The organism is Streptomyces sp. NPDC020742, from assembly GCF_040641675.1.
Lineage (GTDB): Bacteria > Actinomycetota > Actinomycetes > Streptomycetales > Streptomycetaceae > Streptomyces.
Genome location: NZ_JBFAEA010000002.1, coordinates 612801 through 639640 on the forward strand (window position 1 = coordinate 612801; position 26840 = coordinate 639640).

At 72.2% G+C, this 26840-nt stretch carries 27 protein-coding genes; 10 read left to right on the forward strand and 17 right to left on the reverse strand.

What is annotated here, in order from left to right; genetic code table 11:
• The first annotated feature begins 117 nt into the window (after nt 1-117).
• Both AB0G84_RS06790 and AB0G84_RS06795 read left to right on the forward strand, forming a co-directional pair.
• Nucleotides 118-972 carry an endonuclease/exonuclease/phosphatase family protein gene (locus AB0G84_RS06790; RefSeq protein ID WP_361316421.1) on the forward strand — a complete coding sequence of 285 codons (855 nt, stop codon included), beginning with the start codon at nt 118-120 and terminating at the stop codon, nt 970-972.
• Nucleotides 973-1156: 184 nt separating this feature from the next.
• Nucleotides 1157-1546 carry a tautomerase family protein gene (locus tag AB0G84_RS06795; RefSeq protein ID WP_361316424.1) on the forward strand — a complete coding sequence of 130 codons (390 nt, stop codon included), beginning with the start codon at nt 1157-1159 and terminating at the stop codon, nt 1544-1546.
• A 148-nt stretch (nt 1547-1694) separates the two neighbouring features.
• Here AB0G84_RS06795 and AB0G84_RS06800 read toward each other — a convergent pair whose 3' ends face one another.
• Nucleotides 1695-2165, reverse strand: a complete 471-nt coding sequence (locus AB0G84_RS06800; RefSeq protein WP_361316864.1) for a GNAT family N-acetyltransferase — start codon at nt 2163-2165, stop codon at nt 1695-1697.
• A 321-nt stretch (nt 2166-2486) separates the two neighbouring features.
• Nucleotides 2487-2738 (reverse strand): DUF2277 domain-containing protein, encoded by a 252-nt coding sequence (locus tag AB0G84_RS06805; protein ID WP_361316427.1) that lies wholly within the window; start codon nt 2736-2738, stop codon nt 2487-2489.
• A gap of 403 nt (nt 2739-3141) precedes the next feature.
• Between AB0G84_RS06805 and AB0G84_RS06810 the strand changes: the two genes are divergently transcribed.
• Nucleotides 3142-3738: a hypothetical protein gene (locus AB0G84_RS06810; protein WP_361316430.1), complete on the forward strand. Its 597-nt coding sequence runs from the start codon at nt 3142-3144 to the stop codon at nt 3736-3738.
• Between the two features lie 19 nt (nt 3739-3757).
• Here AB0G84_RS06810 and AB0G84_RS06815 read toward each other — a convergent pair whose 3' ends face one another.
• From AB0G84_RS06815 to AB0G84_RS06825, 3 genes are all read right to left on the reverse strand, one after another.
• Nucleotides 3758-4426, reverse strand: coding sequence for an alpha-ketoglutarate-dependent dioxygenase AlkB (locus AB0G84_RS06815; protein WP_361316867.1), 669 nt, complete (start codon nt 4424-4426; stop codon nt 3758-3760).
• Nucleotides 4427-4674: 248 nt separating this feature from the next.
• Nucleotides 4675-5322, reverse strand: coding sequence for a hypothetical protein (locus tag AB0G84_RS06820; RefSeq protein ID WP_361316432.1), 648 nt, complete (start codon nt 5320-5322; stop codon nt 4675-4677).
• 1256 nt (nt 5323-6578) lie between these two features.
• A complete protein-coding gene (locus AB0G84_RS06825) occupies nt 6579-7892 on the reverse strand; it encodes a serine hydrolase domain-containing protein (protein ID WP_361316435.1) in 1314 nt (437 codons plus the stop codon).
• A gap of 592 nt (nt 7893-8484) precedes the next feature.
• Between AB0G84_RS06825 and AB0G84_RS06830 the strand changes: the two genes are divergently transcribed.
• Nucleotides 8485-8715 carry a DUF6296 family protein gene (locus AB0G84_RS06830; RefSeq protein WP_361316870.1) on the forward strand — a complete coding sequence of 77 codons (231 nt, stop codon included), beginning with the start codon at nt 8485-8487 and terminating at the stop codon, nt 8713-8715.
• 199 nt (nt 8716-8914) lie between these two features.
• On the opposite strand, the gene AB0G84_RS06835 is transcribed toward AB0G84_RS06830, so the two are convergent.
• The 3 genes from AB0G84_RS06835 to AB0G84_RS06845 all read right to left on the reverse strand — a co-directional run bounded on the left by AB0G84_RS06835 (nt 8915) and on the right by AB0G84_RS06845 (nt 11571).
• Nucleotides 8915-9307, reverse strand: coding sequence for a hypothetical protein (locus AB0G84_RS06835; RefSeq protein ID WP_361316438.1), 393 nt, complete (start codon nt 9305-9307; stop codon nt 8915-8917).
• 84 nt (nt 9308-9391) lie between these two features.
• Nucleotides 9392-10090: an aspartate/glutamate racemase family protein gene (locus tag AB0G84_RS06840; protein WP_361316873.1), complete on the reverse strand. Its 699-nt coding sequence runs from the start codon at nt 10088-10090 to the stop codon at nt 9392-9394.
• Between the two features lie 284 nt (nt 10091-10374).
• The gene (locus AB0G84_RS06845) at nt 10375-11571 is read right to left on the reverse strand and encodes a cytochrome P450 (RefSeq protein WP_361316440.1); all 1197 of its coding nucleotides are present in this window, start codon (nt 11569-11571) and stop codon (nt 10375-10377) included.
• 591 nt (nt 11572-12162) lie between these two features.
• On the opposite strand from AB0G84_RS06845, the gene AB0G84_RS06850 reads away from it, so the two are divergent.
• Nucleotides 12163-12888 carry a Mut7-C RNAse domain-containing protein gene (locus AB0G84_RS06850; RefSeq protein ID WP_361316443.1) on the forward strand — a complete coding sequence of 242 codons (726 nt, stop codon included), beginning with the start codon at nt 12163-12165 and terminating at the stop codon, nt 12886-12888.
• A gap of 1022 nt (nt 12889-13910) precedes the next feature.
• Here AB0G84_RS06850 and AB0G84_RS06855 read toward each other — a convergent pair.
• Nucleotides 13911-14447, reverse strand: coding sequence for a hypothetical protein (locus tag AB0G84_RS06855; protein ID WP_361316446.1), 537 nt, complete (start codon nt 14445-14447; stop codon nt 13911-13913).
• A 48-nt stretch (nt 14448-14495) separates the two neighbouring features.
• On the opposite strand from AB0G84_RS06855, the gene AB0G84_RS06860 reads away from it, so the two are divergent.
• Nucleotides 14496-14924: a hypothetical protein gene (locus AB0G84_RS06860; RefSeq protein WP_361316449.1), complete on the forward strand. Its 429-nt coding sequence runs from the start codon at nt 14496-14498 to the stop codon at nt 14922-14924.
• A 128-nt stretch (nt 14925-15052) separates the two neighbouring features.
• Nucleotides 15053-15760, forward strand: coding sequence for a class F sortase (locus AB0G84_RS06865; RefSeq protein ID WP_361316452.1), 708 nt, complete (start codon nt 15053-15055; stop codon nt 15758-15760).
• A 153-nt stretch (nt 15761-15913) separates the two neighbouring features.
• Here AB0G84_RS06865 and AB0G84_RS06870 read toward each other — a convergent pair whose 3' ends face one another.
• Nucleotides 15914-16570, reverse strand: coding sequence for a DinB family protein (locus tag AB0G84_RS06870; protein ID WP_361316455.1), 657 nt, complete (start codon nt 16568-16570; stop codon nt 15914-15916).
• Nucleotides 16571-16706: 136 nt separating this feature from the next.
• Here AB0G84_RS06870 and hemC point away from each other — a divergent pair, with 136 nt between their 5' ends.
• The gene (gene hemC, locus AB0G84_RS06875; RefSeq protein WP_361316458.1) at nt 16707-17642 is read left to right on the forward strand and encodes a hydroxymethylbilane synthase; all 936 of its coding nucleotides are present in this window, start codon (nt 16707-16709) and stop codon (nt 17640-17642) included.
• Between the two features lie 41 nt (nt 17643-17683).
• On the opposite strand, the gene AB0G84_RS06880 is transcribed toward hemC, so the two are convergent.
• Nucleotides 17684-18100: a hypothetical protein gene (locus AB0G84_RS06880; RefSeq protein ID WP_361316461.1), complete on the reverse strand. Its 417-nt coding sequence runs from the start codon at nt 18098-18100 to the stop codon at nt 17684-17686.
• A gap of 185 nt (nt 18101-18285) precedes the next feature.
• On the opposite strand from AB0G84_RS06880, the gene AB0G84_RS06885 reads away from it, so the two are divergent.
• Entirely contained in the window at nt 18286-20592 is a 2307-nt protein-coding gene (locus tag AB0G84_RS06885; protein WP_361316464.1) for an MMPL family transporter, read from the forward strand.
• An 85-nt stretch (nt 20593-20677) separates the two neighbouring features.
• Here AB0G84_RS06885 and AB0G84_RS06890 read toward each other — a convergent pair whose 3' ends face one another.
• The 3 genes from AB0G84_RS06890 to AB0G84_RS06900 all read right to left on the reverse strand — a co-directional run bounded on the left by AB0G84_RS06890 (nt 20678) and on the right by AB0G84_RS06900 (nt 23666).
• Nucleotides 20678-21004 carry an acyl carrier protein gene (locus tag AB0G84_RS06890; RefSeq protein WP_361316467.1) on the reverse strand — a complete coding sequence of 109 codons (327 nt, stop codon included), beginning with the start codon at nt 21002-21004 and terminating at the stop codon, nt 20678-20680.
• Nucleotides 20997-22187 carry an SDR family oxidoreductase gene (locus AB0G84_RS06895; RefSeq protein WP_361316469.1) on the reverse strand — a complete coding sequence of 397 codons (1191 nt, stop codon included), beginning with the start codon at nt 22185-22187 and terminating at the stop codon, nt 20997-20999. The genes AB0G84_RS06890 and AB0G84_RS06895 overlap by 8 nt, the downstream gene beginning before the upstream one ends.
• Before the next feature lie 252 nt (nt 22188-22439).
• The gene (locus tag AB0G84_RS06900; protein ID WP_361316472.1) at nt 22440-23666 is read right to left on the reverse strand and encodes a beta-ketoacyl-[acyl-carrier-protein] synthase family protein; all 1227 of its coding nucleotides are present in this window, start codon (nt 23664-23666) and stop codon (nt 22440-22442) included.
• Between the two features lie 482 nt (nt 23667-24148).
• On the opposite strand from AB0G84_RS06900, the gene AB0G84_RS06905 reads away from it, so the two are divergent.
• Nucleotides 24149-24310: a hypothetical protein gene (locus tag AB0G84_RS06905; RefSeq protein WP_361316475.1), complete on the forward strand. Its 162-nt coding sequence runs from the start codon at nt 24149-24151 to the stop codon at nt 24308-24310.
• A gap of 29 nt (nt 24311-24339) precedes the next feature.
• Here AB0G84_RS06905 and AB0G84_RS06910 read toward each other — a convergent pair whose 3' ends face one another.
• The 3 genes from AB0G84_RS06910 to AB0G84_RS06920 all read right to left on the reverse strand — a co-directional run bounded on the left by AB0G84_RS06910 (nt 24340) and on the right by AB0G84_RS06920 (nt 26445).
• The gene (locus AB0G84_RS06910; RefSeq protein ID WP_361316478.1) at nt 24340-24684 is read right to left on the reverse strand and encodes an MmcQ/YjbR family DNA-binding protein; all 345 of its coding nucleotides are present in this window, start codon (nt 24682-24684) and stop codon (nt 24340-24342) included.
• A 61-nt stretch (nt 24685-24745) separates the two neighbouring features.
• On the reverse strand, nt 24746-25240 hold the full coding sequence (locus AB0G84_RS06915; protein WP_361316481.1) for an ion channel: 495 nt from the start codon (nt 25238-25240) through the stop codon (nt 24746-24748).
• 230 nt (nt 25241-25470) lie between these two features.
• A complete protein-coding gene (locus AB0G84_RS06920; protein ID WP_361316484.1) occupies nt 25471-26445 on the reverse strand; it encodes a trypsin-like serine protease in 975 nt (324 codons plus the stop codon).
• Nucleotides 26446-26840 lie beyond the last annotated feature (395 nt).

The following is a 26840-nucleotide window of genomic DNA, read 5'->3' on the forward strand; positions in this document are numbered from 1 at the left end:
GGTGGCGAGGACGGCCGGCCGCTGGGCTGAGGGACGGGAGTCGCTGTGACGGGTCGCGCTACGGGGGCTGTGCGGTTCAGCCGGAGGTCTGCGTTACGTGCGGCCGCGGCTTCGACGGTGGTCGGGCCGCTGACGGCCGGGCCGGGGGAGCCGTCGGCGTACGCGGCGGAAGCCGCGGAGGTCGCGGTCGGCGGCCGGGTACTGCGGGTGATGACCTTCAATCTGCGGTACGCCTCGGATCTGCGGCCGCACTCCTGGGCCGAGCGCCGGCCCGTGATGCGCAGCCTGCTGCGCCACGAGAAACCGCAGTTGCTCGGTACCCAGGAGGGCCTGTACGGGCAGCTCCGCGATATCACCGAGGATCTCGGACCGGATTACGACTGGCTGGGTACCGGGCGAGGCGGTGGCAGCAAAGATGAATTCGCCGCAATTTTCTATGATGTGCGGCGACTCGTCCCGGTGGAGTACGACCATTTCTGGCTATCCGACACTCCCTATGTGATCGGGTCGGCGACCTGGGGAAACACCGTTGTTCGGATGGTGACCTGGGTGCGTTTCCGGGATCTGCGCGGTGCGGGTGAGTTCTATGCGCTCAATACGCACCTCGATCATGCCCACCAGTACGCGCGGGAGCGTTCCGCCGGTCTGATCACGGAAAGGCTGCACGGACTGGGTGCCGCTCTGCCCCGTATCGTCACTGGGGATTTCAATGCCGCAGCTCACCAGAACCCGGTGTACGACACGATGCTGGACGGCGGGGCGCTGGTCGACAGCTGGGACACAGCGGAGGCGCGTAGTACGCAGTACGCCACCTTTCACGGATATCGGCCCCTCGTGCGGGACGGTGAGCGGATCGACTGGATCCTCACCTCGCCTACGGTGCGTACGCGGCGCGCGGCGATCAACACCTACTCCGCGCACGGTCAGTTCCCCAGCGATCACCTTCCGGTGCAGGCCTGGGTGGAGTGGTGACGACCAAGGGTTTCTCCGGTGGAGCAGGGGAGGTTCACCGTGCCGGTAGACGGCTGTGGCTGTCCTCCGCTGCCGGGCCTGCGGCCACCCCGGGCTGTGCCGTCACCACGCGATTTCGCGGCGGTGGACCCGTGCGGCACGAAATTCGGTGGATCACCGCGGCCATCTGAACCAGTGTTGAGGCATGCCATTCATTCGCGCGACGATCAGTGACCCTCAGCTCGACGACGCCACCCAGCAGGATCTTGCCAAGGGTTTGACCGACCTGGCGGTCACCGTCCTGAAGAAGCCGTTGGAGCGGACCAGCGTCCATCTGAACCTCGTGCCGGCCGACCGCTACTACGTCGGAGGGGAGCCAGTCGGCGGGGCCACCGGTGCTCAGGTGGAAGTCACCATCACCCTCGGCACCAACAGTGCCGAGGAAAAGGCTCGCTTCATCGCCCAGACGTATGAACTCCTGCAGGAAACAGTGGGGTTGTTGCCGTCGGTCTCCGGTGTGGCGCTGTACGAGATGCATCCGGAAAGCTACGGCTACAACGGCATCACACAACTCGAACACCGCCGTCAGCAGTAGCGTCCGTAGCGTCCGCCAATGGCGCTGTGCGGTGGAGGAGTTGATTCAGAAGGGAAGTCGGCCCCGTGGGTGAGTTCCCGCCCTCGATGGGTGACGGGTGGAGTCGGTACGAGGGCGGAAGGGTGCGGAGGGCGAGTGAGGCGCCGCGTCAGGCGATGGTGCGGCGATAGACCTGCCGTGAACCGCCTTCCGGGCCTGGTGCGCTGGCCTCGGCCGGGGTGAAGCCCAGACGCTCGTAGAAGACGCGTGCGCCGCTGGTCGCGGCGCCCGGGTGGTCGGCTCCGAAGGTGACTACCTCGAGCGTCCCCGGGCCCCGCACAAACCGCTCTGCGGCGTCCGTCATCAGCGCACGGCCGACGCCCTTGCCACGTTCCCGCTCCGAGACGACCAGCCAGTGAACGCGGTACGTCGGTGCCTTCGCGCCGAACAGCAGGCCACCGAGCAGTTCAGATCCGGACGGGACGGCGACGGCGACGAGCGCACTGGACCGCCGGATGTGCTTGCCCACGGTGCTCAGGAAGCCGGGGTCCTCGACCATAGGGCCGAACCAGTGCTCGACTTGGCCCGCCAGGTCGAGCAGGCCAGGCAGGTCCTGCTCCCGGGCAGGTCTGACGATCAGGGGTGCGCTCACGGGACAGGCGCCGGTCTTCTTGTGCGCGGCCCGCAGAGGAAGCGGGTAGCGGCTCTCCTTGTCATTGACCAGGGGGCCGCGGTCCCGGTGGGGAGGGGCTGTTCGTGCATGGACTCCGCCTTGGTGCGTTGGTGCGTTGGTGTATTGGTGTATTGGTGCCTTGGGGACTTGGTGAGGGGCGCGGCAGCACGCGCCCGGGGAGTCGCTCGGGTGCGGGGTAGGGGTGTGCGGTGTGGGGTAATGGGGCCGGCTGAGACGCAGGCGGTGCTGGGCGCTGGGCGCTGGGTGCTGGGCTGGTGTGCTCCCGGTTCAGGGTGGGGACTGAGGCTGGAGCTGGGTGGTCCGATGCGCGGAGGAGCCGCGGACCTGGAGGTTGTCCAGGAGGTGCCGGGTCGCGGCCGCGACGGTGTCCACGGCCTGGTCGAACACCTCGCGGTTGTGCGCGGCGGGCGCGCGGAATCCGGAGACCTTGCGGACGTACTGCAGGGCGGCGGCCCGGATGTCCTCGTCGGTCACCTCGGGGGTGGTGGGCGGACGGAGCGTCTTGATGCTGCGGCACATAAGTCCAGTGTGCCTCCGAGGTCTGACACCGGCTGCCCGGTCGGCAGACGGCCCGGTGGCGGGGCGGTGGGCCCCGGCCCGGCAGAGGCGGTGCCTAAAGCTGGCAGCGGGGCCCGTGCCGAGTGCCTCGCCACCGCCCCGGCCTGGGCTGGTGGTCGGACCCGCCCACGGCCCGGTGTGGCAAGCGTGCCAGCGTCGACGGCTGCGAGCCGAAGGGTACGAGCCGAAGGATGCGAGCCAACGGGTCCGCGTACGGCAGGGGCAGGGGCAGGGGCAGGGGCAGGGGCAGGGGCACGGGCGCGGTGCAGGCGTGAGTGCGGCGGTGGCTCGGCACCGTCGTCACGGGTACTTCGGACCGCATACCGGAGTCCACGGCCCGGAGCCCGCCGTCCACAATCACGGTATGGACGTCCTCAAGCTGCTGGAAGCAGCTTCGCTGCTGGTCCCCGAAGAGATGGCGACCGAGAACGACCTCACCGTCCGGGAGGTCTGGGAGTACCTCGCGCAGGACGAGTGGGAGGTGGCTCTCGGGCTGCTGGAGGAGATCGGCGACGTCGGGCCACTACCGCTCAGCTTCTGGGAGGGCCTGGCGACGGCCGCCGCGCAGTTGCGATTGGAGAAGAGCGCGGCGTGGTGTCGCTGGCGCTGTGACGAGGCCCGTCGCGGCCTCGTCCGGGCCGACCTCACCCTCCGATCGGCCGGCGAATCCCGGCAGCGAACGCCCCTCCCGGGTGCCGGCGTTCTGCGGCCGATGTGGAACATCGGACGGCGCACCCTGGACGGCGAGCCCGCCCTCCATATCGCCGGGCTCTGGGTGGAGGGCATACCGTTCCTCGCGCCCGGCGGGCGGGCCACCGTGCGGCTCGCTCCGTTCGACTCCTCCGGTTCCTCGCCGTGGTGGCACCTCCGGCCCGGCCAAGTGATCACCATGCACGAGGACCGGTCGGTGGCCGGCACGGCGGTGGTCCTCGAGGCCCGGCGGCCTACGGCCACGCCTTGATCGTCCAGCCGGCCGTTCCTCAGCCGTTGAGGCCGGTCACCCGCATGGTGATGTTGAGGCGGCCGCCGGCCAGGCCGGCTGCCGGATCGCCGGTCCCCGGGTACACCTTCGGCACCCCGTGGTACGCGAAGCGCGACGCTCCGCCGAACACGAACAGATCGCCCGATACCAGCTCGACGTCGGTGTACGGCTTGCTGCGCGTCTCGGGGTTGCCGAACCGGAAGACGCAGGTGTCGCCGATGCTGAGGGACACCACCGGCGCGCCGGAGCGCTCCTCCTTGTCCTGGTGCATCCCGAGCTTCGCCTGGCCGTCGTAGAAGTTGATCAATGCGGTGTCCGGGGTGTAGCCGTCGCCGGCGGTCTCGTCCTGGTAGGCATCGACCAGCGCTCGGCGGCCCAACTCCACCATCCAGTGCGGGAAGGGGGCGACCCGGGCGCCGTTCACATCGTCGGCGGTGCGGGTGTAGGCGTACGGTTGCCAGTGCCAGCCGATGCACACCGTCTGGACGGACATCACACCACCGCGGGGGAGCTTGGTGTGCCGGATCGGAGCGGGGCCCCGCGCCCAGCCGCGGCAGGCGGCGACCAGTTCCTGCTGCTGCGCCATGGTCAGCCATCCGGGGACGTGCACGGCCCCGGGGGCAAGCTCCCGGCGGCCCGCCCCGTCCGCGGTGACGGCGGTGCCGATGGTGCGGTCTGGGTCGGCGGTGAAGGACGAGCCGGCGGCGGCCGTACGGGCAGGGGCGGCGCCCCCGGTGGCGGGGCGATCCGGGCCGGTCGCCCGGACGGCGGGCGGGCCGCCGTCCGCTGCATTCCCCGGATTCTCCGCGTTTCCTCGGTTCCCTGGATTTCCCGGGTTCCCCGGACTTCCCGGACTTCCCGGGGCTCCCGCAGGTCCGAGGGCCCCGGAGTCCTCGAAGCCGGGAAGTGGCGTGTTCATCTGCTCCTGCCTGGTCGTGCTGCCTCCTCCCAGCGTGCCACGGGCGCGCCGGAGGCCTCGGTGGGCGGGGACGGAAGCCGCTGGGTGAGCCAGCCGCGGTCGATCGTCCAGATCCGGCCGTCGGCCGTGGCGCCGCGCATGCCCTGGAGCGTCTCCGGGCCCGCCAGGGCCGGAATCCGGGAGTCGCCGAGCGAGGCGAAGCCATAGGTGCGGGCCGGGTCCCAGTCGGTGCTGTGCCTGAGCCGGCGGCTCATCTGGGCCCAACCGCGCGGAGCCGCGGCCACCACCCAGGCGTCCGGAGCTCCGGCGGTGAACCGGCGGGCCGCCCGCAGCCAGGACGCGGCGTCCTCCGGCCAGTCGACACAAGCCAGGATCATCCGGTCGGTCCGCCCCGCCTGCTCCGTTCGCCCGGCCCGCCCTGTCGTGCCGTGCCAGGCCTCCACGAAGGCCGCCGCGGTCGACCGCGAGACGGTGTCGCGGCTGTGCCCGACCATCACCGTGGTGATACGGGACCGGGGCGTGTTGAGCAGTGCGAGCAGGGTGGCGAGTTCGGCCTCGGTGTGCGGGGCGGGGGAGGAGAGGCTGGCGCCGTATGCGGAGGACTGGTCGGGTGCGAGGAGGGGCGAGGGCGGAAGTGACTTCATGAGGACCGTTGCTGCTTCCGTGCGGAGCGGGAGGGGCTGCTGGGTCGTGCCGTGCACGCGTCGGGTCTGCCGATGTGGGGTCGGAGGACGCCGGGCCCGCGGACGTCGGGTTGCGGACGTCGGGTCTACAGGCGTCGGGTCGCGGACGTTGGGTCTACGGGCGTCGGTCGGTGTGCCGCCGGGGCCGGGCGCGGTGGGGTGTGCCGCACCCTGTGTGCGATGCGCCCGGACCGCGCCCCGTCGTACTGACCGACGTCGTGCTCGCGGTACGCCGTGTTTGCGGTACGTCGCGTTCGCGATGCGTCGAGTGTGCCCCGGCGCAGGCAGGGAGTCTGGCGGAAATCAGACGTGAGGTTGGCTGTGATGCCCCCGATGCCTCTTCTCCCGTGAAGCAGCGGTGCGGTGCGGTGCGGCATCGGCGCTGGGGAGTTACCCGCCCCCGGGACACCGACGGCTGGGCCAGGCAGGACTGCGGTCGACGCTGCGGTCGTCACTGGGGCGACGGTGAGGGGCCGGGGCGACTGTGAGGGACCGGGGTGCTGCGGCGCACGGGGGTGGGCGAACTGCCGTACTCGCGCGTCCAGTTGGTGGTTCCGGCTCAGGCTGCCTCGACGACCTCTGTGACGTCGTCGCGTACGGCGAGCACCCAAACCTCCAGCAGCGCCGCGTACTCCGCCATGTCCTGCGCCGTCCACGCCAAACCGCGCCGGGCGCCCACGAATCGGCGAATCGATTCGTTGGCTTCGGAGACGGAAGAGTGTGCGCCTGGACGGGGAGAAGGAGTCGCGGACATATGAGCCATGCTAGGGGCAGACACTGACATTGCTTCTCCGCGCCCACTCGGCCTGAGCTCGTGGACCGCGTCCGAAGCGCCGCTCCCGCGCCGCCCCAACTCGCTGACCAGCAAGGACCGTCGGCCCTACGGACGCCCTCTGCTGCCTGCATGTGTCCATTCCCACACGCTCCGCGCATGCTGCGGTGCCGTGCCGCTTGGGGAAGGCCTCGGTAACCGCGTACCGCTCATCGATCCGGGGTGCTGGGCGAGTCCCCAGGGGTTCCCTCGATCGGGTGAAGGGCGGTCCGGGAGCGCCCTCCGTCCGGGCGGCGGGGGCGTGGAACAGAGCAGGCGGGCAGGGGCGCCGGCCCGCCGTTGTCAGTGGTGGCCCGTACGGTGGTGCCCGTAATCATCCGAGCTGCTGGCGCTACTCGGATCCGCCCCGCTCCCATGACAGCGCACGGGAGCGGGGCACCAGGCCTCAGTGGGCGCGAGCGCTCACGGAGTCCGTGCGTGGGCCGTGCTGCGTTCCGCACATGGCCTGGTTGAGGTGGGCATCCATTGCGGTGTCGATCGGGCTGGGCTGGGGCCGGTTGTTCCCGTCCAGTGTCTGATAGCGCGTCAAGTTGAAACCGAGGGAGATCTGGCGCCGTCCGTCCTCGGACGACAGCGACCAGGTCATTGCGCCGAGCACGATCCCGTTGTGCCCCCAGACCGTTTCCCCGCACGGCAAGGTCCGCTGGAACAGGCCCAGTCCGTAGCGGATCGTGCCGTCTTCGGTCGGCACGGTCGTCTTCATCTCGCGCAGTTGGGTCGGGGCCAGCAGTCGGCCGCCCAGCAACTCCCGGTAGAAGCGGTTCAGATCGGGCATCGTCGATATCAGCGAACCGGCCGTCGAGGTATAGGACATGTTGTAGACGCTGAATTCGTGCGGGGGACGGAACCCGCCGAACGCGGCCTCGTACATCTTGGCGTGCGGCCCGGTGATGTACGGCGACCGCGGGAAGTAGGTGTGCCGCAGTCCGGCCTTCCTGATGACGTGCTCGGTGATGTACGCGTCGGGCGAGGTGCCGGTGACCTTGTGCAGCAGCAGGCCGGCGATCACATAGTTGGTGTTGGAGTAGTGGTGCGCCTGTCCCGGTGTGCCCAACGGCTTGGCCTTCAGCCCCAGACGGGCCAGTTCGCGGGGGTCGAAGTCGCGGAAGCGGTTGGTTTCCAGGCTGTCGGGCGTGCTGAAGATGGCCGGGTTGTAGTCGCCGATGCCACTGGTGTGGTTGAGCAGCATCCGGACCGTGATGGCCCGGCCGCGCTCTCCGGGGACGAGGTCGGGGAGGTAGCGCCCGATGGGGGCGTCCAGCGCGATATGGCCCTTGGCGACCTCTTGTAGAACGGCGACCGCCGTGAAGGTCTTGGTGATGCTGCCGATGCGGTGCTGCATCTGCGGTGTGGTGGGGCGCTGGGTGCCGACATCGGCGACGCCTGCCGCGCCCCGCCATTCCTCGGCGCCGTCCCGGGCGGCGGAGTAGGCGCCGTACATGCCCGCGTCATGAAAGGCCTTGAGTGTCCGGTCCAGCGCGGCACGGTCGAGGCCGGTTCTGCGGTGCCCGGCCGGATCGAGCCCTGCCTGGCTCGGCGCCGTTTCGTCGGTGCGTGCGGCGGTGGCTCCAAGGGGCAAGGCGGACGGTGCCGCCGGGGTGGCGGCCCAGGCTGCGGCGGGGGACGTCAGCGCGAGTAAGGCCATGGCGGCGGTGCCGGCCAGCCGTATGCGGCCATGGTGGGACGGGGTAACGGGCATGGGATCTCCGCGAGTTCACGGCCTGCGGCCGGTGGGGAACGTGTGCTTCTTTGATTCTTCTGGCGTCCCGCCGGCCGGCCGTCAGACCTGGGAACGATTGTGATCATGGGTCCGCATGACATTTGTCAGGTTTGGCGAGGCGGGGGTGTCGGAGTGGCCGGGTGCGGCCTGGCGAGGCGAGTGCGGCGGGGCGCGCGGGTGGTGTCGTACGTGGAGGTGTCGGGCGGCTTCTGGCGCGACCGGGCCGGCGGCGGAACGGGAGCCCGTTTATCCGGACCCGGTTCCTTCGGGTGCGGGCGGTCCGAACGGCTGCCTCGTACGACTGCCTCGTACGACTGCCTCCCACGGCCGGTCCGCGCCGCTGCTCCGTACGGCCGGTCCGCGCCGCTGCTCGTACGGCTGGTCCGCGGCGCCGGTCCGTGCGGCACTCCGGACGGGCGGCTCGCGCAGGCCCGTGAGGGGGAGGTGCGGAGCCGGCCGCGGCCTCACAAGGCGCGGTGGGCGGCGGTGGGCGACGATGGAAGAGCCGAGGTGCAGCGGCGGCGGGGGAGCGTCGCCCGTGGCACCTGCCGAGCCGTATCGGGAGGCCTCGATGGATTACCCGGAATGCTATGAGCTGGTATTTCAAGCCCCTGCCGTGGAAGACGACGTGGTGATCGTCCGACGTACCGAGCGGGCGGGAGCCGGCGGTTTTCCGGTCTACGAGGATGAGTCGGGGATCGTGCGCGCCGAGATCAGCGACCGGGGTGAGGTCCGCATGCTGGCGAGTGGAGGACACCAGATGCTCCGCACGCCGATGCTGGCGCGACCCCTCACCCCATGAGCCGACTCACCCCGTGAGTCGACCGCTGGTGCCGGCTGCGCTGCGGACTCGTCCGGCGCAGGGGGCTGCCGTGCTGCGCTGACGGTGTGCGGTCGTCTGGATGCGCTGGGTTGCCAACGGGTGGTGGGCAGGCCTGGTGGCCGTGCGGCGTGAGCGTGTAAAGGTGGGGGCCCGAGGGAGCGGGAGCGGGGGAGCGGTGTCAGAGGCCGCGGAGGTGGCGGCGGTGTCGGCCGCGTCCGCTGGTGTCGGGAGCGGAGCGGTGTTCGGGGTCGCCAGCGGCAGTGGACTCGTTCTCGTCGCGGTTCTCGGCTCCGGCGCCCGTACGGTCGGCGGTCCTTCGGCCGGCGTTCCCTGAGGTGTCCGCGGCCCCCGGCCCGCCCGCCGTGTCCGCCACGCCCGCCGTCCCCGGGGCGTCGGGTGCGGCCTGGTCGGAAGGGGCGGACCCCGGGGCGGGGGCGGGCCCGGTTGCCGAGGGTGACTGCGGTTCGGGGTCGGCCGGATGTCCCGTGAGCACGGCCATGGCACGTTCGAGGGTTTCTCCGGTGACCGCAATCCGGATCAAGGCCAGTCGTTCCAACTCGCTACGGGACACCACGTCAGCGTACCTGCCGTCAGTTCAAACCCCCACATGACCCAAAAATCCGTGGAGAGCGGCAAGTTGACGGTCACTCCGTGGTCAACCGGACGGGGACAGCGCGTGGTTGACCGCGGCTTCGGCGTGCAGTCGGGTGGTCGGGAAGAGGGGGACGGGGCTGTGCTCGGGGCCGATGAGCAGCTCGATCTCGGTGCAGCCCAACACGATGCCCTCGGCGCCGGCCGCCACCAGCTCGTCGATGACGGCCCGGTACGCGGCGCGGGACTCCTCACGGACGACGCCGAGGCACAGCTCCTCGTAGATCACCTGGTGGACGGTGCTCCGCCCGGCCGCATCCGGGACCAACACGTCCAGCCCATGGCCGGCGAGGCGGCCGCGGTAGAAGTCCTGTTCCATGGTGAACGCGGTGCCCAGCAGTCCGATGCGGCGCAGTCCCTTGGCGCGTACCGCCTCCGCCGTCGTGTCCGCCAGGTGGAGAAGAGGGACGGACACCGCGGCGGCGACCTGGTCGGCCACCTTGTGCATGGTGTTGGTGCAGAGCAGCAGCAGGTCCGCGCCGGCGGACTCCAGCGCTCCGGCCGCCTCGGCGAGTACCTTGCCGGCTTCCTCCCAGCGACCTTCCACCTGAAGGCGTTCGATCTCCGCGAAGTCCACGGAGTACAGCACGCACCGCGCTGAGTGCAGCCCGCCCAGTCGGTCACGCGTCAGCTCGTTGAGGAGGCGGTAGTACTCCGCCGTGGACTCCCAGCTCATGCCGCCGAGCAGCCCGATCGTTTGCATCATGCCGGCACTCTCGCACAGGCATGCGGCATTCACCCGGTGTTTTCCCGGCCCGGGGCGGGCTGCCCCGGGCGGGTCACCACGGGCCACTACAAGCCGGTCCACCACGGTCCACCTCGGGCCACCTCGGACCGGGCCACTACAAGCCGGTCCACCACGGTCCACCTCGGGCCACCGCGGACCGGGCAACCACAAGGTGGTCCACCACGGGCCGGTCCATCATGCGACCGGCCACCACGGTCCACCACGGGCCGCCCGCCCACCCGCCTCAGCGACCGGCCTCCTTACCCCGTCCAGCGCACCGGCAGGTGCTCCGTGCCCCGGATGAGCATCGCGGTGCGCCAGCGCAGTTCCTCGGGAGCCACGTCCAGGGCCAGCTCGGGGCAGCGCTCCAGCAGGGAGCGGATGGCGATCCGCGCCTCCAGACGGGCGAGGGGAGCGCCGAGGCAGAAGTGGATGCCATGGCCGAAGGCGGCGTGCCCGCGGGGGTCCCGGGTGATGTCGAAGTCATCGGCTGCACCGAAGCGTTGACGGTCACGAGAGGCGGCGGCCAGTGAGACCAGTACGCTCTGGCCGGCCGGGATCGTGGTGCCGCCGATCTCGATCGGCTCGGCGCTGTAGCGCCAGGTGGCCGTCTCCACCGGCCCGTCGTAGCGCAGCATCTCCTCCACCGCGTTGTCGAGGAGGGAGAAGTCGGCCCGCAGGACGTCCAGTTGGGCGGGGTGTTGCAGCAGGGCCCGCACACCGTTGGTCAGCAGGCTGACGGTCGTCTCGTGCCCGGCGACCAGCAGCAGGAACGCGGTGCCGACCAGCTCGTCGCGGGAGAGCTGGTCGTCGTCCTCGTCGCTGGTGCGGATCAAGGCGCTCAGCAGGCCCTCACCCGGATTGTCGCGCCGGGTCTCGATGAGGCCGCCGAGGTACTCGGACATGGCGAGCATGGCCTTCTGCATGGCCTCCGGGCCGGTCGGTGCGACGATCTCGTTCGACCAGCCGCGGAATGCCTCTTGGTCCAGGGCAGGGACGCCGATGAGCTCGCAGATGACGGTCATGGGCAGCGGGAAGGCGAGCGTCTCCACCAGGTCGGCACGGCCGTCGGGTGCCGCGAGCATCGCATCCAGCAGCTCGTCGGTGATCTGCTGCACCCGTGGCCGGAGCGCCTCCACCCGGCGTGCGGTGAACTCCCTCGCCACCAGCTTCCGCAGCCGGGTGTGCTGGGGCGGATCCGAGTCCAGCATGCTGGTGAACAGCGCCGATTCGTCTCTCACCTCGCCCGGCTGGCCGACCGCGCGCCAGTTCTTGCTGAGCCGGGGGTCGGTGAGCGCGCTCCGGGCCGCTTCGTGCCCGACGACCAGCCATGCCTCCTCACCGCCGGGCAGGCGCACGGGGTGCACCGGCCCCTGGGAGCGCAGCATGGCGTAGTACGGGTACGGGTCAACGGTGAAGTCCGCACCGTAGGCGCCCAGATCGACCATCTCCGGCATGCGTGGTCCGTCCCTCTCGACGATTCCGTCCGGGCCGTCGCCCGGCTCTCACCAGCACCGTACGTACCGGGCCCGGGCGTCGGCATCCGCCGTGCGGAGGAGGCGGCGGACGGCGAGTACTCCCGGTGCAGGGCGTCGGGTACCGCCTGCGCGGTGCACGACGGCCGTCGGCCTGTGGTGTAATGGGGGCGCAGGCGGGGCGTGTGGTGTACCGGGACCGCAGTAGGGGGCGTGCGCCGTGATGTCCGCGGCGAACGCATCCACCTGGGCGGGACGGGGCGGAACGGTGCGGAACGGGGCGGGGACGGCGATGGACCGGAGCCGGAGCCGGAGACGCAACCGGAGCCGGAGACGGAGACGCAATCAGGGCCGGGATCGGGGCCGGGATTGGGATCGGGGCCGGGGCCGGGACCGGGGCCGGGCGAGGGTGGCGAGGCAGCCCTCGGTGCCCGCCCCGAGCCGGCCATGGACGCCCGCCGCCCACGCCCACCGCCGCCAGGTCCCGCTCGATGCGGTCCTTCTCGGCGGCACACCGCTGACCGGCAGGAATGGGGTGGCTGGCGCAGCCCGCACAGTGCCATGCTGTCCGGCGTGAACGGTCCCGAAATCCTCCTCAGCTTCGCCCCTGAGCTGCATCTCTTCGTCGCGGCGGAGCGCACCGCCCCCCGTACGCCGGTGGTGACCGACGGGTCATCCACGCTCGGTCATCTCGTCGAATCGCTCGGTGTCCCGCTCACCGAGGCCGGACGGCTCGTCGCGGACGGCACCGAGGTCACCGTCTCCCACATCCCCGGAGCCGGCGAGAGCATCGAGGTGTACGGCGTCGAGCGTCCGCAGCGGGTCCCCGGCGCGCCACTGCGGTTCCTGCTCGACGTCCACCTCGGCACGCTGGCGCGCCGGCTGCGGCTGCTCGGCGTCGACGCGGCGTACACCAACGAGGACCCCGGGGACGCCGCGCTGGCCACGCTCTCGGCGCAGGAGCGGCGGGTGCTGCTCTCCAGGGACCGGGGGCTGCTGCGCCGACGGGAGATCTGGGCGGGCGCGTTCATCTACAGCGACCGGCCCGAAGACCAACTGCGGGACGTACTGGAGCGTTTCGCGCCCAGCCTCGCCCCGTGGACCCGCTGTACCGCGTGCAACGGACCGCTGACAGACGCCGACAAGGACTCGGTGCGGGAGCACCTCCAGCACGGCACCCAGCGGACCTACGACGTCTTCGCCCAGTGCACCGCCTGCGGCCGGGTGTACTGGCGGGGTGCGCACCACGCCCGGCTGGAGGCGATCGTCGAGCAGGCGCTGAAGGACAGCGCGGGCTGAAAGCGCAGCCCGACCACCGCAGCCCGACCACCGCAGCCTGACCACCGCAGCCTGACCACCGCAGCCTGACCACCGCGGACTGAGTGCGCGGGCTGATCCCGCGCAGGGCGGTCCCGCTCTCCCACAGGGAGCGTCGGGCCGCCACCCGAATCACCCGGCCGGCGGACGGTAGTCCCGTGAGCCGGGTGATGCGGGTCCCGGACATGCAGGTGAGGCCCGACCCGGCAGTCCCGACGGCCGGCGGCCTCGACACAGAGCGGCTCCGGCGGCCGGCAGCCCCGACACTCGGCGGCTGGGCGGCCCGCGGCCCGGCGGCCCGGCGCCCGGCGGCCCGGCGCCCGTCGTGTCTACGGTGCCGGAGGGCCTGGCGCGGCCCGACCCGGGCCCCGGCGTCCGGGGCCCCGGCGTCCGGGCCCCGCACGGAGGCTCCGGACCTGTCGGCCCATCGACCCACTCGCCCCATCGACCCACTCGGCCCATTGGCCCATCGATCCGTCGACCTGCCCACCCGTGGAGGTCGCCATCGCCGTGTCCGCAACCTGCCCGCATTTGCTGTCACTTCGACACGGCGCGTGCTTGAAGGTCCACGCTGCAGCCCCAACAGGTCACTAGCGCAAGGCCATTGCTGATTACCCCGCTCCGTCCGGGGGTTGGGCGGTCGTGCGTTCTGCGGGGTCGGCGGTGGTACACCAGGCGCCCCTTGTGGCGCTCCGCGCCGGAGGGCCAGAGCGGGTCCTTTCCCGTCGTTGCGCCGTGGTGCGTCCCCTCGGCGTGTCGCGGTGGCAGCCGGGATTCCGGCCGGCGTGTCGTGGTGGGAGCCGGGATTCCGGAGTTGTTGAGCGCTGCATCACGTCCGTGGTGAGGCGCCCTCGAGCCCCCCTAGCCCACTCGTTGCGCGACACGCCGACGACGCGCGCCGTCCAACGGGTGAATCCGCCGCCTTCCGCCACCCGAAGAGCGGAGGGGGTACCTCGAATGCGACGTTCTCCGGTGGTGCGAGGTCGCGATTCGGCCGACGGTGATCACGTCGCTACTGCGATTCCGATGTGCCGACAAAGAGTCAGCCTTCGCAGTCGTGCCGAAAGGAACATGTCCCCATGCGCACTGCCCGCACTCTGTTTGCTTCGGCGGCCATCACGGCGGCCCTCGCCATCTCCGCTCCTGCTGCACACGCCATGATCATGGAGGACATCGCTGCGAACACGGGTTCGCCCTCCAGCAACGACCGCGACCGCAACTGCGACCGGGACCACGGCCGTGACTTCGGCCGCGGCTTCGGCCGGGACGGCGGCCGGGACGGCGGTCGCGACGGTGGCCGCGACGGTGGCCGTGACGGCGGCCGGGACGGTGGCCGGGACGGTGGCCGTGATGGCGGCCGTGATGGCGGCCGTGACGGTGGTCGTGATGGCGGCCGTGACGGTGGTCGTGATGGCGGCCGTGACGGTGGCCGTGATGGCGGCCGTGACGGTGGTCGTGATGGCGGTCGCGACGGTGGTCGTGACGGCGGCCGTGACGGTGGTCGTGACGGCGGCCGGTACCGGGACCACGGCCGGGGCCACGGCTGGGACCGTGACTGCCGCGACCGCAACCAGAAGCCGAGCGGTGGCGTGCACACCGGTGGCGGCTTCCTGGCCAAGTCCGTCGCCGGCGACTGGGACCAGGGCGGCGGCTACGGCGACGACCACGGCCGAGGCGGTGGCCGGGACCACGGGCGGGACGGCGGCCGGGACGGTGGCCGGGACCACGGGCGTGACGGTGGCCGCGACGGTGGCTACGGCCGCGGCGGTGGCCGTGATGGCGGCCGTGACGGCGGCCGTGACGGTGGCTACGGCCGCGGCGGCGGCTACGACGGCGGCGGCTACGACGGCGGTGGGTACGGCGGCTACCGCAAGCCGCACGGCGGCATCCACACCGGTGGCGGCGGCATGGCGACCGGTGGCGGTATGGCTGCCGGCTCCGTGCTGATGCTCGGTGGTCTCGGCGCCGGCGCCTACATGCTGCGCCGTCGCAACACCTCGGGCTCCACGGCGGCCTGACCAGGCTGCTCCCACGGAGGCCGCTGCGCCGTCGCGGCCACCGTTCCTCGCGGACGGTGGCCGCGGCGCTTGCGTTCCGCAGCCCCCGCACGTCGCAACGCCGCACCTTTGATGAAAGGCATCCGCACATGACCGCCCAGCAGTCGCCACCCCAGCCGAATCCCCACCCGTCCCGGACCGCCGCAGCCACCCGTCCCGTGGGCCGCGGCCTGCTGTGGTCCGCGGCAGTGTTTCTGCTGGGCTCCCTGCTCGTCTACAACTCCGTGGACACCTCGGCAGACCCCAAGCCGCAGTCCCCCAGCGCCGTCGCGGCGTCCAGTACGCCGCGGGCGACCCCCCACTCCTCCCCGGCCGCCCCCGGCCTGTTCATGCCGCGCTCGCTGCCGAAGCGGGTGCAGATTCCGCAGATCGCCGTCGACGCCCCCTTCACCCAGCTGGGCATCGGCCCGACCGGACAGCTCGACGCCCCGCCCGCCGGGGACCGGAACCTCGTCGGCTGGTTCAAGGACGGTGCCACGCCCGGTGAGCGCGGCTCCGCCATCATCGCCGGGCACGTCGACACCAAGACCGGACCCGCGGTGTTCATGCAACTCGAATCGCTCAAGCCCGGGAACTCGGTCAACATCACCCGCGAGGACGGCATGATCGCGACCTTCCGGGTCGACTCGATCGAGACGTTCAGCAAGAAGAACTTCCCCAACGACCGCGTCTACGCCGATGAGCCGACCGCGCAACTCCGCATCATCACCTGCGGCGGCGCCTACGACCGCAAGGTGCGGGACTACGTCGACAACATCGTGGTCTTCGCCCACCTCGCATCGTTCCGACGCGCCTGAGCGGACCGGCGCCCGCACGGCGCGGACGCTACCGCGCATTCCCCCCGGCGCAACCGGACGAGGCCCAGGCCGCACCGCTCGGCCTGGGCCTCGTCATGTCGTACGGACCCACGACGTGCCCGGTGTGCGGACCGCCGCCGCACGCCGTCGCTGCTACCGGCGGACCCGTGCGTCCCAGCGCCAGGCGGTGCGGCGCGGGTGATCCGGCAGCTCGGCGCGGCCCGTGGCCCACAGCAGGGTGGGCCAGGGCGCGGCGCCCCCGGGAGCGTCCGGGAACAGCCGGGCCAGCCCCCGGACGCACAACTCGGCCGGCGGGTCCCAGGTGAGCCCCATGCCCTGCACCAGGTCGTGGGTGTGCACCAGCGTCTCCACGACGCCCATCGCGGCGAACCCCTCGGCGTCCGACACCCCGAACACATGGTGGGCCCGCACCTCCGGCGGCGTCGTCCGCACCATGGCGACCAGCAGGGCACCGCTCGCCTCCAGCACCTGTAGCAACCCGGCCGGCCCCGCCGCACGGTCGGCGTGCACCGCGTTCGCCGGCCCACCGGGCCGCCTCGGCTCCCAGACGAACGGCACATTGCCGTCCAACGGCGGCTTCCTGGGCCCCAGTTGAGCCGCATAGGCGAACAGGTCGTCGCTGAGGTGCTCGACGGTCTCCCAGCAGTTCCACTCCAGTGCACCGGCCCTTTCCTGCCACGCCTCCACAGGCGCCCGGCGAAGGACGGCGACGGACAACTGGACCGCACGGTCGAGGTCGTCCGCGGTGACGGGCGGCGGCGGTGCTGCGGGATCGCATGATCGGGACATGCCGGGACGGTACTCCCACGGGCGGAGACCGCCGGAGCGGGGGCCCGTCCGGCGCCGAACCGCCGGACCTGCGCCACATCGGTCGCCGGCCCGGCCGATGTCCGCGGGCACCGAAGTGACGGTCTATCGTGGGCGCATGTCCGCCCCAGAACTGATCCGCATCGTCTCCCGCGACTCGCCCATGGCACTGGCCCAGGTGGAGCGCGTCCGCGCCGAACTCGGTGCGCTCCACCCCGGCATCGTCACGGAGGTCGTCCCGGTCAAGACGACCGGGGACCGCTGGATGGGGGCGCTCTCCCAGGTGGAGGGCAAGGGGGCGTTCACCAAGGAGGTCGACGCCGCCCTGCTCGCCGGCGAGGCGGACCTCGCGGTGCACTGCGTCAAGGACATCCCCGGTGACCGCCCGCTGCCCGCCGGTACCACCTTCGCGGCCTTCCTGAAGCGCGACGACGTCCGCGACGCACTCATCCACCCGGGCGGACTGGCCCTCGACGCACTCCCCGCGGGCACCCGGATCGGCACCTCCTCGGTCCGCCGGATCGCCCAGCTCGCCGCCTCCCACCCCCATCTGCAGTGCGTGCCGATGCGCGGCAACGCCAACCGCCGCATGGAGAAGCTCGCGGCCGGCGAGGCGGACGCGTTGCTGCTGGCCGTCTCGGGGCTGGAGCGCATCGGCCGGACGGATGTGATCACCCAGATCCTGTCCGTGGACGAGATGTGCCCGCCGATCGGCGCGGGCGTGCTGGCCCTCCAGTGCCGCGAGGACGACGCCGCGACCATCGACGCGGTCAGCGCACTGGGCCACCCCCCGACGCACCAGGAAACCACCGCCGAACGGATGCTGCTGCACGTCCTGCAGGGCCACTGCAACAGCCCGATCGCCGGCTGGGCCAGCACCGACCGGCGCGGCGAACTCTCCCTGCGGGCCTGTGTGTTCACCCCGGACGGCAAGACGGTCCTCAACGCACACGAGTGGGCCGGCCCGCTCACCCCGGAGACCCTGGGCACCTCCGTGGCCGTCGCCCTGCTGCGCCAGGGAGCGCGTGAGCTGATCGACGGCATCGCGCACTGAGGCGGCGCCTGGGGGGCGCTGCCACACGGGGCACGGTCCGATCAGGGCCGTGGCCCGCAGACCGGCCGGTCGGGGTGCCAGGGCACCGCGATGACCTGGTCCTCGTCCTCGTAGACGATCCGGCCGGGGTCGGTGGTCTCGACCCGTTCGTGGTCGACGGCGTGCGTCGTCAGCAGGTCGAGGTAGCCGTCCACCCGCACCAGGAGGTGTACCGCGGTGGACTTGAACCAGGCCACCGCCCCCGGGTTCGCCTCGGGGTCGTAGACGGTGGGGTCGACCAGGGACGGGTTGGTGTAGTGGGTGTCGTACCAGTCGTTGCCGGCGCGCCAGAACCGGTGCTGCTCCTCGCTCAGTTTCCCGTCCCGGGCCAGGCCGTTGGCCAGCCCGAAGATGCCGGGGAAGTGCCCCCTCGGGCTCCGCTCCGTCCCCTGGAACCTCACGTACACGGTGTCGCCCACCTGCCCGCTCCCCTTCGCCCGTCCGGTCCGAAGCGGCGAGTCTGCCAGGTCATCGGGGGGGGTGGGTGCCGTGCGGCGTCGGTTCCCGGCCCGCCCGCCGCGGCCTGCGCCATCCGCTCCACCCACCACCGCACTGACGGCGCGTCACTCCTGCCCGCGGAGGCGACGGCCGGAACATCGGGATCATGGTGGCGACGCGTACGGACGGCAACAGGGACGGGAGCGCGAAGGCGCGGCGACGCTCCTGGGGCGAGCGGGCGGTACGGGCGCCACGACGGGTCCTGATCCTGGCCGGAATGCTGTGCCTGGTCTGCGGCGCAATGGCCTCCGGGCTGGGCGAGCGGCTCTCCGCCGGCGGGTTCGCCGCGTCCGGGACCCTCTCCGCGCGGGCCGAGGAGCGAGCCGTCCGCCTCGGTGCCGGCAGCCCCGACCTCGTCCTGGTGCTGCGTCCCGACGCCCGGCTCGCCGTGGACAGCCCGTCGGTGCGCGCGGCGGGGCGGCGGGCGACGGAGCAGCTGGCCGCGGAGCGCGGGGTGCGGCGGGCGCGTTCGTACTGGACGGACGGGGACCGCTCGCTGCGCTCCTCCGACGGCCGGTTCGCGCTCCTCCGGGCCGACCTGCGCGGCGATGAGACCGAGGCGGCCCGTACGGCGCAGCGGCTGGTACCGCGCTACACCGCCCGGTCCGGCCCGTTCACCGTCCGTGCCACCGGGCCCGCATGGACGCTGGCGCAGTCCACCGAGCGGGCCCACCGGGACCTGGTGCGGGCCGAGCTGATCGCGGCGCCGCTGACCTTCGCGATCCTGGCGGTGGCCTTCCGGTCGCTGGCGGCGGCACTGCTGCCGGTGCTGGTCGGCGGGGTCGCGACGGTGGGCACGCTGGCGGTGCTGAGGGTGCTCACCGCCGTCACCGACGTCTCCGTCTTCGCCGTCAACCTCGTCGGTGCGCTGGGCTTCGGCCTCGCGGTGGACTATGCACTGTTCCTGGTCGCCCGGTACCGGGAGGAACGGGCGCGGGGGCTGGCGCCGCCGGCCGCCGCCGAGGCCAGTGTGCGCACCGCCGGCCGTACGGTCGCGGTGTCGGCGGCGACCGTCACCGCCGCCCTGGCCGCGCTGCTGGTGTTCCCGTTCTCCTTCCTGCGCTCGATGGCGTACGCGGGGATGGCGGTGGTCGTCCTGGCCGCGCTGGCGGCGGTGCTGGTGCTGCCGGCCGTCCTGGCGCAGTGGGGGCCGCGCATGGAGTCGCTGGATCCGCTCGGGCGGCTGCGGTGGGCACCGGCATCAACGGTCGGCGGGGACAGCCCGCTGTGGCGCGCGGTGGCCCGCGGGGTCACCCGGCGCCCCGTGTGGTGGGGAGCGGGCTGCCTGGGTCTGCTGGTTCTCCTGGTGCTGCCGTTCGGGCAGGCGCGGCTGGGGCTGGCCGACGAACGGATCCTGCCGGCGCGGACCGGGTCCCCGGCGACCGCCGACCTCATCCGACGGGAGTGGGGGACGCCCGCGGCGGGGTCGCTGACGGTGGTGCTGCCCCGGGCCGCCCCGGCCGCCGACCGGGCCGCCCTCGATGCGTACGGGCGACGGCTCTCCGCGCTGGCCGGGGTGCGCGGGGCGGTCACCGCGACCGGGCGGTACGAGGGCGGTGGTCGGGTGGGCGGGGCGCCGCCGGCCGCGGTCGGTGGGCGGGGGAGGGGCACCGTGGCGACGCTGACGATGACGTCCGACCCACAGTCCGAGCGGGCCGCCCGGCTGGTGCGCGAGGTCCGGGCCCTGCCGGCGCCGGGCCCCGCCCACCTGGCCGGGTGGGCGGCCCAAGTCGTCGACGCCCGGGCGGTGTTGTCCGGAAGGCTGCCGTTGGCGGCCGGGCTGATCGCCGCGGGTACCGCGGTGGTGGTGTTCCTGTTCACCCGCAGCGTGCTGATTCCGCTGAAGGTCCTGGCCGTGGCGGCGCTCAGCCTCGGCGCGGCCCTGGGCGGCACCGTCCAGGTCTTCCAGAACGGGCGCCTGCGCTGGCTGTTGGGGGACTTCACCCCCGCCGGGACCCTCGATATGACCATCCCGCTGCTGCTGTTCAGCGTGGCCTTCGGGCTCTCGGTGGACTACGAGCTGTTCCTGCTCTCCCGTATCCAGGAGCACTACCGCGCCACCGGCGACAACACGGCGGCGGTCGTCCACGGCATCGCCCGCACCGGCCGGTTGTTCACCGCGGCCGCGCTCGCCGTCGCGGTGGCGATGGGCGCCCTCGCCTCGTCGGACGTCCTGCTCCTCAAGGAGCTGGGGTTCGGCCTGGCGCTGGCCGTGATCGTGGACGCCACGGTGGTACGCGGGGTCCTGGTACCGGCGGTGATGCGGCTGGCGGGACGCGCCAACTGGTGGGGTCCCACGGCCCGTACGCCCCGGAGCGGCGGCCCGGCCACGCCGGGAGCCCCTGCCGGCGGCACCCCGACGGCCCCGCCGGACGCGGTGCAGGACCTGCCCGCCGCCGGCCGGACCGGATAAGGAACGGCGGATCAAGGACCGGGGCGGAACGAGGGGCCGGTGACCGAGGGGAGAGCGGGTGTCCGGAAGAGCGGGGGAGCGCGCGTCAGGCGGTCGGGGAGCCCGCTGCCTGTCCCTGCGCCGCGCAGCCCGGCACGCCGGCCCCCGAACGGAGCGCCTGGACATAAGCCGCGGCCTCCGCCAGCGTCATGGTGGGGCGTAGCTCGGCGTCCTTGCTGCTCACCCCGAGGCGTTCGCCCATCACCAGCGCGAACTCCAGCAGCGCCAGCGAGTCGACGTCCAGCTCCTCGAACGTCGCGTCGGGGCGAAGGTCGTGCTGTTCCACGCCGAAGGTCTCGGTCAGGGCCGCACAGAGCGCGGCGTACGCCCCGTCGACCGGGCCGGATCCAGGGGTGACGGCGGCATCAGACATGAGCGCTCACGGCTCCCTTCGGTGCGGAACCGGCCCCCGCGGGACCGGCGGTTGACGACATCGGCGGCAGGGCGTCGGTCATGCCGGAGCGCACGTACGACGCCGACAGCTCCGCCGGCGGCGCCAGACCGGCCGTCGCGGCGACCAGCCCGGCGCGGTCGTAGCGACGTCGGGACCACCAGTGCGGGGTCAGTCCGGCGGCCAGCCGCATCAGGGACCGGTCCAGCGGCCGCATTCGCTCCGGCGTGAGATCCGGGTCGAGTTCGACCTCCAGCCAGTCGCAGGACTCCAGAGCGATCCTCAACAGCCAGGGAACTGAGCGGTCTTGAGGGTGCGTCACATGAAAGGTCCGGTACTCGGAGCGCGGGTGTGCCGCCGCGCACCGCAGCATCGCGGCCACCGCCCAGTCCACCTGCAGCAGATTGACCACGGCATCGGGCCGGCCCGGCATCCGCGCCGAGTAGGGGAGAGCGACGTCCTCCGGTGACAGCCCGGCCGCCCGCAGCACCAGCTCGCGGTCCTGCCGCCCCAGCAGGCTGGTCCTGGCGGCCTGGACCGCCAGCCAGTGGCGCGGTTCGTCCGGGCCGGCCGGCCGGTCGGTGACCAGCAGGCTCGGCCGGAACACCGCCACCGCCCGGGCGTTGTCCCGTGCCCAGCCCCGGACCAGCTCCTCGGCCCGGTACTTGGACTCCTCGTAGGCGGTGGCGAAGCCGTACCGCTCCTCCAGGGCGTCCTCCGGCACCACGCCCTCGCGGCGCTTCCCGGCCACGAACGCGGTGCTGAGGTGGCAGAGGCGGGCGTCGCGCCCGGCGGCGTCGAGCAATGCGAGGACACGCCGGGTGCCCTCGACGTTGGTGCGGTGCAGCGCCGCCGCCCGGCCCAAGGGGCTGGTGTCCGCGGCGCAGTGCCACAGCTCCTGCGTCCGCCCTGCCAGTGTGGTGTGGTCTGCGGCGGACAGTCCCAGCCGCGGTGCGGTCAGTTCGGTCCGTACCGGCGTCACCCGCCGGTGGAAAGCGGCCGCCTCCCAGTGGGCGCCGGTACTGCGCACCGCCCGGAGCAGTCGCTCCCGCGCCTCCTCCGGATCGTCCCGGACCAGGGCGCTGACCGGACGGTCGTCCCTGCGCAGCAGGGCGGCGAGCAGATGTGCGCCGAGAAAGCCGGTGGCACCGGTGACCGTGATCAACGCATCACTCCTTCGACGGCGTGCCGGTCACGACGCGGCAGCGCCGCCGAGCCCCGCACCAGAGCACCCACGTACGGACGATTGTCCGACTTATGAACAGTTCGTTGCAGTATGTCGAAGTGTTTGGTGACACGGGCACCGGCGCACAGGCGAAAGCCAGGCATTCGCGTGAAGTCGGCCGGTGCTCGACGCCCAGCCGTCCGGTGCCCCGACGTCCCGCCGTCCGGCGTTCTGCCTCCCCGCCGTCCGGTGCTACGGCACCGCGCGGAACACCAGCACCGCGTTCTGCCCGCCGAAGCCGAACGCATTGCTCACCGCCGCCGCCATCCGCACCGGCCGCGGCACCTTGCCGACCACGTCCAGGCCGAGATCGGGGTCCGGGCGCCGCAGGTTCGCCGTCGGCGGGACCACCTGGTCCTCCAACGCCAGCACCGTGCAGGCCGCCTCGATCGCCCCGGCGCCGCCGGCCGCATGTCCCAGCGTCCCCTTCACCGCGGTCACCGGCGGCGGCCGGCGGAACACCCGGCGCAGCGCCGCTGCCTCGGCTCGGTCGTTGAGCACCGTCGAGGTGCCGTGTGCATTGATGTGGCCGATGTCCTCCGGCTCCGTCCCCGCGTCGTCCAGTGCCGCGGCCAGTGCCTCGGCCGCTCCCCGGCCCTCCGGGTGCGGAGCGGTGAAGTGGTAGGCGTCGCACGACGCCCCGTACCCCGCGAGATGGGCCCGGATCCGGGCTCCGCGGGCCCGGGCGTGCTCGGTCCGTTCCAGTACGAGCACCCCGGCGCCCTCCGCCAGGACGAAGCCGTCCCGGTCCGCGTCGAAGGGGCGGGAGGCGCCCGCCGGGTCGTCGCCGCGGCGCGAGAGCGCGCCCATCTGGTGGAAGCACGCGGCCGGAATGCGGCTGCACAGCGATTCGCTGCCGCCGGCCACCACGACGTCGCAGGCCCCCGCGAGCAGCAGCTGCCGCGCCGTCCCCAGCGCCGTGGCACCCGAGGCGCAGGCCGTACTGACCGTCAGGTTCGGGCCGCGGACCCGCAGATCCAGCCCCACCTCACCGGCGACCATGTTCGGCACGCTGCGCGGAATCGCCAGCGGGGAGATCTCGGTGGCCCGGCCGTCCGCGAGTTTGGCGAACTCCGCCTCGTAGCGCTCCATGCTCGCCGTCCCGACCCCCAGGACCACCCCCACCCGTACGGGGTCCCAGCTGTCCGCGTCCAGACCGGCCCCGGTCACCGCCTCCCGGGCGGCTACCAGCGCCATCGCGGCACACCGGTCCAGCCGCCAGGAGAGCCGCCGCCCCAGGCGCTCGGCCGCGTCGAAGCCGGGCACCCGACAGCTGAAGTCCACCGGCAGGCCGGCCAGCGCCGGATCGCGCTGCGCGCAGGAGGTGCCGGCCAGCACCCCTCGCCAGGTGGCGGTCACCCCCACTCCCGCGGGGGTGACCAGCCCCAGCCCCGTGACGGCCACCGCCCGGGCGCTCATCGTGCCCCCACTGCCAGCGCAGCTGCCTCCGTGTTCTCCGGCATTGCCCCAGTATCGGCAGCTGCTCTCCCGCCCCCGGGGCGCCGAGCCGTTCGGTCCCTCGACCAGCGCAGCCGGGCTTGGGTCACGTCGGTCGGTGTACTCCATGAATGCCGCACCAATGTCGTGAATTCTACGAACTCGCCCGTGGTCGTTACATCCGGCATGAAGGAGTGAACTTCCCTGAACGGTACTCAGTAATCCCCAATGCCCCGCAACAACCCTCAATATCCCATAGGGGTCTCCGGCTCTGGGGTGATCTTTTGCGTGCTCGCCACGCACATGACAGGATGTGCCGGGCCGCACGGGGGAGCGGCACACGAGTGGGGACAACCTCCCTTAGCGCACCACGAGTTCGACCAACCTGAGGTGCTCCCTTTTCCCGGGGCGGCGAAACCTACTGAGCCGCAGTCACTATCAGACACGGGAATGGGACCACAGCCATGACGACCGCGACGCCCACCTCCGGCCGCACCCCCATCTACGAAGAGATGGTGAAGAAGCACGGCGATGTCCTCGCCGAGACGCGCGAGGCAGCGGAGCATTCCCAGCGGAAGGCCTCCCAGGCCCTGGACTGGAGCGATCTGCGCCGCCGTCACCCGTGAGGGAAAGCCGGTACTGCGGCTGCGGGAATTCAGTCCGGATCGGAAAAGGAATCCAGTAGCCGCGTCGGAGCGGCCTGTTTCCAGGAGTCGACGAGGATGTCCCGCAGTTCGTCGCCGTCCTCCAGTGCCGCCAGCCGGACCCGCACCCAGGCGGAGTTCGCCTCGTGCGGCGGCACCCAGAACTTCTCGGGTTCCGCTGCGATCAGCTCCGCCCGTTCGTGGACCGGGCACCGCACGGCGAAGGACGTCTCATCGTCGGGAATCGTCAGGAACATTTTCCCGGCGACCCGGAAGGTGGGCATCTCCCAGGCTTCCTTCTCCACCGTTTCCGGCAGCGAGAGGGCGATACGGCGGACTTCGGCTGAATCGATCACGTGACCACTTTACGGGCGCCGGGCATGGCGTACCCCTGTCCGGGAGCACGGGCACCGGGCCTCAGGAGGCGCGGGAACCACGGTCCTTGATCAGGTTCTCCACATGGTCGAAGCGGGTGTGCAGGGTGTGCAGTTCCGAGCGGAGCGCCTCCGCGTCCTCCCGTGCGGCGTTCCCCACCGCCCTGCCGAGCCGGGCCACGTCCCGCTCCGCCTGGCCGACGAACCAGGTGGCCAGCGCCGCCGTGATCACCCCGAATGCGGTGATGGCGCTGAGCATCAGCAGCACCGCGATGATCCGGCCCCACAGCGTCACCGGATAGAAGTCCCCGTACCCCACCGTGGTGGCGGTCTCAAACGACCACCACAATGCCTTCGGGTACGACGTGATATTCGCGTTCCGCGCTCCCGATTCGGCGACCACGACCAGCGCGGCACCACCGAGAAGTACCACGACCATCACCAGGGTCACCCAGAACGCCGCCCGGGCGTGCAGCCGGCGCCAAGCCTCGTTTCGAAAGAGGCGATTCAGTGCGGAGACGAGAAACGACGGTACCAACGGGCGTCACCTTCCGCTGCGGATCTGGTGGGCAACCGGCTTTCCCTGAGGACTGTCCCGTAATCCGCCGAGATTAACAGGGGCCGGCGTAATGCCCGGAAATTCCGGTGGTGCTGGCGTGCGGTGCCGGTGTAGCGCATTTCACCGGCCGGAAATGCCGTACCGGAGCGGGGCCGGCCGCCCCGGGAGCGGGCCGGCCCCTCGTGCAGCGTCCGCGTCTGCGTCCGCGGTCAGCTCGGGGACGGCATGCCCTGCCGTGGCCCGGCGGGGGTGTCCCCGCGGACGGCGTGCAGATAGAGCGCCAGGGTGTCCATCGTGAAGTACGAGCTGTAGGAGATGTCCGGGACGTCGCCCCCCGTGTGGTAGCCGCCGATCACGCCGATCAGGGCGTCACCGGTGAAGTCCCGTACCAGGAACGGCCCGCCGGAGGTGCCGCCGATGTAGCCGGCGCAGGCGATCTCCAGGAAGTCACCGGGAGCCGCCGGGTCGGTGCTGGTGTAGCGGTGGGTGGACGAGGTGCAGTCCAGCGGCTTGGGGTGGGTGGTGTCGCTGTTGCCGGGGTAGCCGATGAGGCGTACCTCCTGGTGGCGGTATCCCGGGTACGGGACGAGGTCGACACCGCCGGTCACCTCCTCGGCCTCGGCCCCGTCCGCCCGGGCCCCGAGCCGTACCACGGCGTAGTCCCAGCGGGCACCGGCCGCCGTACCCAGGTCGTAGTAGCGCTGGTCCAGATAGATCCGGTCGACGGGGTAGATCCCGTGCGGCTTCAGCCCGTCGTGGTACTGCGGCACGAACGACAGATGGCGCCGGGGGTCGGGCGAGCGCAGGCAGTGCCCGGCGCTGACCACCAGATCGTGGTGCGGACTGCGGACGACCGTGCCGCCGCAGAACCGGCCGGTGTTGCTGCCGTCCGTCCAGAAGAACGTCCCCACCTGGGGAATGCCGTCGAAGGGGTGGCTGGGCGGCACCGGATCCGCCGTCGGCGCGCCGCCCGTGGCACCGGTCCCGTGCCCTGCCGGGGTGCGGACCGGCTCGGCGGCCCGCATCCGCGCCGGGGTCCAGTACGCGTCGGCGGCTGCGGCCGGGGTGGGGCCGGGCGGGCCCGCGGCGTAGGCACGCGGTCCGGCCGGGACGGCGAGCGGCGGTCCCAGCAGCAGGGTGGCGAGCAGGAGCATGCGGCGGCGTACGGCGATCGGTCTGCTCATGGTCAGGGGTCCTCCCCAAGGCACGGCGTACGGAACGAGCGGCACAGGCGTAGCGCTCGACAGCGATCGAAGGACAACGAGCGAAGGGCGGAGAGCGAAGGCCGGAGAACGAAGGCCGGAGAGCGAAGGCAGCGCAGGACAGTGAAGGACGGCGGACGGCACCGGGGGACGGCGACGCGCGGAACGGTGACCTGGACGTACGGAACGAAAGACCGGGACGGGCGGGACGAGGGCAGGGCGTACCGGGGTGCGCGACATGCGAGAGGCGGGCGAGCCATGGTCCTACGGGGAGGCAGTATCTGGCGAGAGTCCCGGCCGGAATGACCGCGCGCTCCGGCCGGCGCGGGTCCCCTGCGGGGCCGGGGCGCGGGCGGCGGTTCGCGCCGGAACCGTCG